This is a genomic window from Butyrivibrio sp. (assembly GCF_024699075.1).
Genome location: NZ_JAILQF010000435.1, coordinates 1 through 5,742 on the forward strand (window position 1 = coordinate 1; position 5,742 = coordinate 5,742).

Annotated in this window: 7 protein-coding genes; all 7 read left to right on the forward strand. The window is 37.1% G+C overall.

The window, feature by feature from the left end; translation table 11 throughout:
* Positions 1-568 (forward strand): ATP-binding cassette domain-containing protein (locus K6G87_RS17155; RefSeq protein ID WP_296839982.1); only part of this gene is annotated, 568 nt, incomplete at its 5' end.
* Positions 569-763: a hypothetical protein gene (locus K6G87_RS17160; RefSeq protein ID WP_296839985.1), complete on the forward strand. Its 195-nt coding sequence runs from the start codon at positions 569-571 to the stop codon at positions 761-763. It abuts the gene before it with no gap.
* A gap of 212 nt (positions 764-975) precedes the next feature.
* The gene (locus K6G87_RS17165; RefSeq protein ID WP_296839987.1) at positions 976-2,565 is read left to right on the forward strand and encodes an ATP-binding cassette domain-containing protein; all 1,590 of its coding nucleotides are present in this window, start codon (positions 976-978) and stop codon (positions 2,563-2,565) included.
* A 119-nt stretch (positions 2,566-2,684) separates the two neighbouring features.
* Positions 2,685-3,962, forward strand: a complete 1,278-nt coding sequence (locus K6G87_RS17170; RefSeq protein WP_296839990.1) for an AAA family ATPase — start codon at positions 2,685-2,687, stop codon at positions 3,960-3,962.
* Positions 3,952-4,584 carry a hypothetical protein gene (locus tag K6G87_RS17175; protein ID WP_296839992.1) on the forward strand — a complete coding sequence of 211 codons (633 nt, stop codon included), beginning with the start codon at positions 3,952-3,954 and terminating at the stop codon, positions 4,582-4,584. Before K6G87_RS17170 ends, K6G87_RS17175 begins: the two co-directional genes overlap by 11 nt.
* Before the next feature lie 11 nt (positions 4,585-4,595).
* Positions 4,596-5,045: a GNAT family N-acetyltransferase gene (locus K6G87_RS17180; RefSeq protein WP_296839995.1), complete on the forward strand. Its 450-nt coding sequence runs from the start codon at positions 4,596-4,598 to the stop codon at positions 5,043-5,045.
* Positions 5,042-5,742 (forward strand): GNAT family N-acetyltransferase (locus K6G87_RS17185; RefSeq protein ID WP_296839996.1); only part of this gene is annotated, 701 nt, incomplete at its 3' end. The genes K6G87_RS17180 and K6G87_RS17185, both read left to right, overlap by 4 nt.

Here is a 5,742-nt window from a genome sequence, read left to right on the forward strand (position 1 = left end):
CCGTGGAGAACATATTTCTTTTGCCTATGATGACCACGTTATATTCGACGATGCAGATTTTATGATCAAGAATGGAAGTAAGGTTGCGCTACTGGGCGGTAACGGAGCCGGCAAGACTACTTTACTGGAACTAATAAATAATAGAGAAAAAGTATACGTAGTCCCAGGAGCCAAAATAGGATATGCCAAGCAGAACATGTCCCAGATCGACCTTGATCGAACCGTTCTTGAAAATGTGCGCAGAGTCAGTATCCAGAGCGAGAGTCTTTCAAGGATTGTACTGGCACGTCTTTTGCTATCAGAAAGAGATATGAACAAAAAGGCATCAGAGCTTTCGGGTGGTGAGCGGATGAAGCTGTCTTTTGCCATGCTCTTTGTATCGAATGTGAATTTGCTGATACTGGATGAGCCGACGAATTATCTGGATATACCATCTGTAGAGGCTTTGGAGAAAATGCTGATCGAATATGAGGGGACACTTGTATTTACTTCGCATGATAAGGTGTTTGTGGACAGGATTGCTACAGAGCGGATGTATATTGGGGATGGGAAGATTAGACAGGAATAATTGATCAAGCTTGTAAGGTATGAAGAGCAAAGCCCAAAGAAGCTGGATTGGATTCGCAAGACAGTTATTCAGGAATACAAAGAAGCTGGAGATCAGCCAGATTACCGCTATTTTCTTGAAAGAAAGTTAAAGACATACTTGAATAACAGTAGAATGCCCCATATCAATCTTCAGCAAGTTGAAGAATTCGAGTAATAGAAATAGTATTATAGCAAAAACTGCGATGTAAACAGCCACTTCAAATGGCAACTTACATCGCAGTTTCTTATTAAAAAGATAAGCATTTACTTCCTTATCCTTGTAGCTATTATAGCATAGGTGGCAAGTCGATTTAAAGTCTTGTTTTTTATGATCTTGAATGGTAGATTTAGAGCCTAAATGCAGTACTAAAGGGGGATTCAGGACGTATGAAAAGCTATTTTAAGATTGTAAAAATGATGTTTGCATCAAATAGGCGATTACTATTTGGTGCCTTTATAGTAATGACAGCATTGATCGCAGTTGAAATGGCAATACCGCTTGGTATAAATGCCATGATCGATATGTTGGAAACGGATAAAGCAGTGTATACCTTTGCGATAGCTGTGCTGCTGTTTGTTATCGGCTATTTTCTGTTATCTCTTTTATCAGGGTTAAATACCAGGCTGTATATCCGTATAGGCAATGATCTTTTATGGAACATGAGACAAAAGATATACAAAGTACTTTGGGGAAGCGAGTACATGGAGCATGTCCAGAAGTCCAAGGACAAATTTAAATATGTCCTGTCAGGGCAGACATATACTGCGTTTGCGATTGCAGTGATATATTCTGTCGGGGGCTTTGTTAATACGCTTACGGTTATAGCTTTTTTGATAATTGCCTTTTGGTATAGCATTCCTGCAGGCATAACGTTAGTCTTAGGGATTGCATTTACACTCGGAACATCATTTATAACAGGCCGTGGCATATTAGGTAATTATGAGCTTTGTGACAAAGCGCATGAACAAGATACTGCGCAGGTATACGAGACGGTGGATATGGTTGAAGCTACTCGTACAAACGGTTTAGAAGATTATTATCTGACTAAGAATAAAAAAATACATGATAGTTTTATGAAACTCTCTGAGAAAGCCGAAGGAAAATCTGCATTCTTTGAGACAATAGAAAAAAGCTTTACTGACCTTATATACATTATAGTTGCCGGCATGCTGCTTTTGACATCGAACGTAAGTGGCGGAAAGCTTGTAACAGTCCTTTTTATAACAAATACTATTCTTGCTGTCAGCGGGCGAGTTCAGCGCCAGATCCAGGTGATCATCAAGAATATTCCTGCCTTTGACAATGTTGTAAAGCTTATGGATATTCCCATTATTTCCGGAAAAGAGATAAGTGATATCGATAATATCAAATTTGAAAACGTAACGCTCGAAATCGATGACAGGAAGATCATGAACAATATTTCTTTTGATATAAATAAGGGCGATAATGTCCTGATCCGTGGTGAAAATGGAAGCGGCAAAAGTTCAATACTTAAGATGATCCTAGGCTTATATAAGCCGTCAAACGGGCAGGTATCTATCAATGATACACCAGTTTCTGAGTATGATTCATGCTCTTTTTATAAAGAAATATGCTACGTTTCGCAGGATGAACTTATACTTAATGAATGCGTCGAAGATTATCTTAGATATGTAACTCATTCAGATTGCAGTGAAGATGAAATAGAGGCAATGCGTAAGAAGCTGAATCTGAATCCTGAGATTGATGTTATAGAAGAAAACGGAGCAACCCTTTCCGGAGGTGAAAAGAAGAAGCTCTTTATGATGAAGTGCATGATGGAATCCGATGTATCGCTGGTTATTCTGGATGAGATCGATGCCGGGCTGGACGTTGAAACCAAGGTACTGCTTAAGGATTTGGAAAAAGAGCTGTTGAGTGATCCTGATAAAATAGTCATTAAGATATCACATATTGATAGTGATGATACAGGATTTGATCAGATTATAGAATTATAACGAAGTGAAACTGATTTATGAAATGTCCATATATTATTTATGTAAAATAATTGCATGAAAAATATTATAATGTTATAATAATAGTGAACAATAGGAAAATCCTTAACGGAGGAACGGCTATGATTATAGAGATTAGGGCCAAAAACTGCTTCGCATTTGATGAACAGATTGCTTTCTCAATGAAAGCTGATATGCGTAATAAAAAATTTGCCTCAAATGTACATAAAGAAAATAACTTTAATGTCCTTAAGACAGCTGGAATCTACGGCCCTAATAATGCAGGAAAAACCTGCCTAATAAGGTGTATTAAAGCTATAAAAAGCGTTTTACTGAATAAGAAAAATGGCCTTATGTCAAATATTTTTACAGACAACGATATCTGTGAACTTGGAGTCACTTTTTTATCAGGTGGAAGAAAGTTCTCGTATGATTTCAAGTACGATGTCAAGAAAGAGGCCTACGTATTCGAATCATTTATAGAGGTGTTGAAAGATCAGTACAATAACGAAAAAGAAGTGTGCTGGCTAAAACGCGATACTCTCAATGAAGAATATGAGTGCATAGATACAGAGCTTTTGACAATGATGCCTGTTGTTGCAAAAAATAATGTTATTTTCCACCTTATTGATTCTACTAAATTTAAGGCACTCAATGAGATGAAGGAAGTTCTGGTTGGTTTTGCTGAAAAGATAGATGTTATCAATATGAATAACATCCCTATGGAGCATACCATTGACCTTATGAAAAACAAGAATCAGCTACAGCAGAAAGTTGTTGATTTTATTAAAAATGCAGATCTTTACATGGACAATTTTGAATATGTTGAAATGGGAAATGTAAAGCTTAATGCTGGTGGCGCTGATGAAAAGCCTGAAGAAAAAGTACTTGATGTTCCTGATAGTGTAATGGATCAGATTAGGCTGGTTTCTACATATAAGGGCGTTCAGGTTCCAAGTATGCTATTTGATTCTACAGGAACTAAAAAGATAGCGGCTATGGCAAGTTATGTTATTGAAGCGCTTGAACAGGGTCGAATCCTGGTAGTAGATGAGCTTGATAGCAGTATTCATTTTAAACTTACCAGAGCCACAGTTGCTATGTTCAATAATGAGCTCAATACTGATGCTCAGATGATCTTCACAGTACACGATATTAACCTTATGGATTGTAAACGCCTTTTCAGAAAGGAACAGATCTGGTTTGTTGATAAGGATGAAAAGGGCGTTTACGTTTATTCATTGTCTGATTTTACTGCTGAAAATGGTGTAAGAGATACTTCTGACATAATAGAAAAATACCGAAAAGGAGTTTTTGCGGCGTTGCCTGATCCTGAACTGATAAATTCCCTGTTAAGTATAAAGGGAAATGTGAAGGGAGCAGTTGCAGATGGCGAATAGACTTCCTGATATATCGGACAAACATAAAATTTGCATTATCTGTGAAGGTAATGAGGAATATAAGTATCTGGAACATTTGAACAATTTACAAGTATGGAATGATGTTTATGAAATAGCCCTTGTTAATGCGGCAGGAAATGGTAATATTCCTGCTCGGTATCAGGATAGGTACCAAAATGGAGCTTATGAAATTGTTCTTATATTCTGTGATACAGAAAAGAAACCATATGAACAATATGAAGATATTAAGCGAAAGATAAATGATTTCCATGGTGTCGATAACGCTGCTGAGGAAGTGATCATATTTGGTAATCCATGCACTATGCAGATTATATCTAAACACTGGACTGATGAGTTTATCAAAAGACCTGCGAAGGCTGTCAATGCACCGCTTATAGAGAAATATACAGGTGTTAAAGGTTACAAAGGTAGAGCTGATCAGATTGATCAGGTAATGAAGAGCATTGATACTGATAATTATACTTATATGAAAGAAAGAATTGGCAAATTACCTACAGACGATCATGTTGACGGCTCAAGCAATTTCAGCAAACTTGTGCAGTACTTGGAATCCGATGATGTTAAGTGGATAGATAGAATTAATGATTCTATAGAAGCGTAAAGGATAATATAATGCTTATTCATGAAGTAGATTTAAACGAGGAAGTTCTGGCTAAACTAATAAGTTTTTCAGAGGACTGGGCAGCAGAGAACAGTTGCTACGGATATCGTCCAAATGATAAATCAGACATTGAAGGTAACAGAATATTTTTTGCCGAGGACGATGGTACTATTATTGGGTATCTTTTTGGTAAAGTTTGTGAATCTAAGCAGATGAAATCAATAATGCCAGAGGGTACACCATTCTTTGAAGTCGAAGAACTGTATGTTATTCCAGAGAAGCGATCCCAAGGGGTTGGAGAGAAGCTTTTTAGATTTGCTGAGAACACTGTCAAAGCAGAGGCAGAATATATGGTTCTGAGTACTGCTACGAAAAACTGGAAAGCTATATTCCATTTTTATATTGATGAGCTCAATATGAATTTCTGGAGCGCAAGGCTTTTTAAGAAGATAGAGAGATGAAGGTAAGAGACGTGGAGCATTTAGTAACAGTAACATCGGAAATTGAAAAATATGTAGCATTTGCACGTCAAATTAACGCTGACAAAGATTATTCACAGCCTCTCCTGGATTCTGATTTGATAGAGGAGAAGCTTGAAAGGGCTGTTCATAATACGGATGATCGTGTACTTGCAGTTTTTGATAAAGAGAAAATAATCGGATTATTCGTTCTTCTTGCTATAGATGATGAAAAGTATGTAGAAGTAACTATGGGACTGTCCAGGTCACAAGGTGCCTATATTGAGCTGTTTGCCTATTTGTCACAGTACTTTAACGGTTACCAGATTGATTTTTCCTTTAATCCATGTAATGAAATTCTCAGGAATATTTTAAAGACAAAGAATGCGCTTTTTCGCGAAGAACAGCAAAAAATGGTTTTGAAGCAAATTTCAGAAATTGATGATATATCTGGAATCGAATTGATAGATGATAAATATATCAGAGGTTATCTTGCAATCCATGATACATCGAATTACTGGACCGGGGAAAGAGTGCTGGAAGAACCGGACAGATTCTATGTTTTGGTGGCTACTGAAGAAAATAACGTCGTTGGCTATTTGGATCTCACAAAGAATTATGAAGAAAATGAGCCCTATGATGTGTTTGTAAAAGATGAATACCGCAGAAAAGGATATGGCAAAAAGCTCCTGGCCAAAGC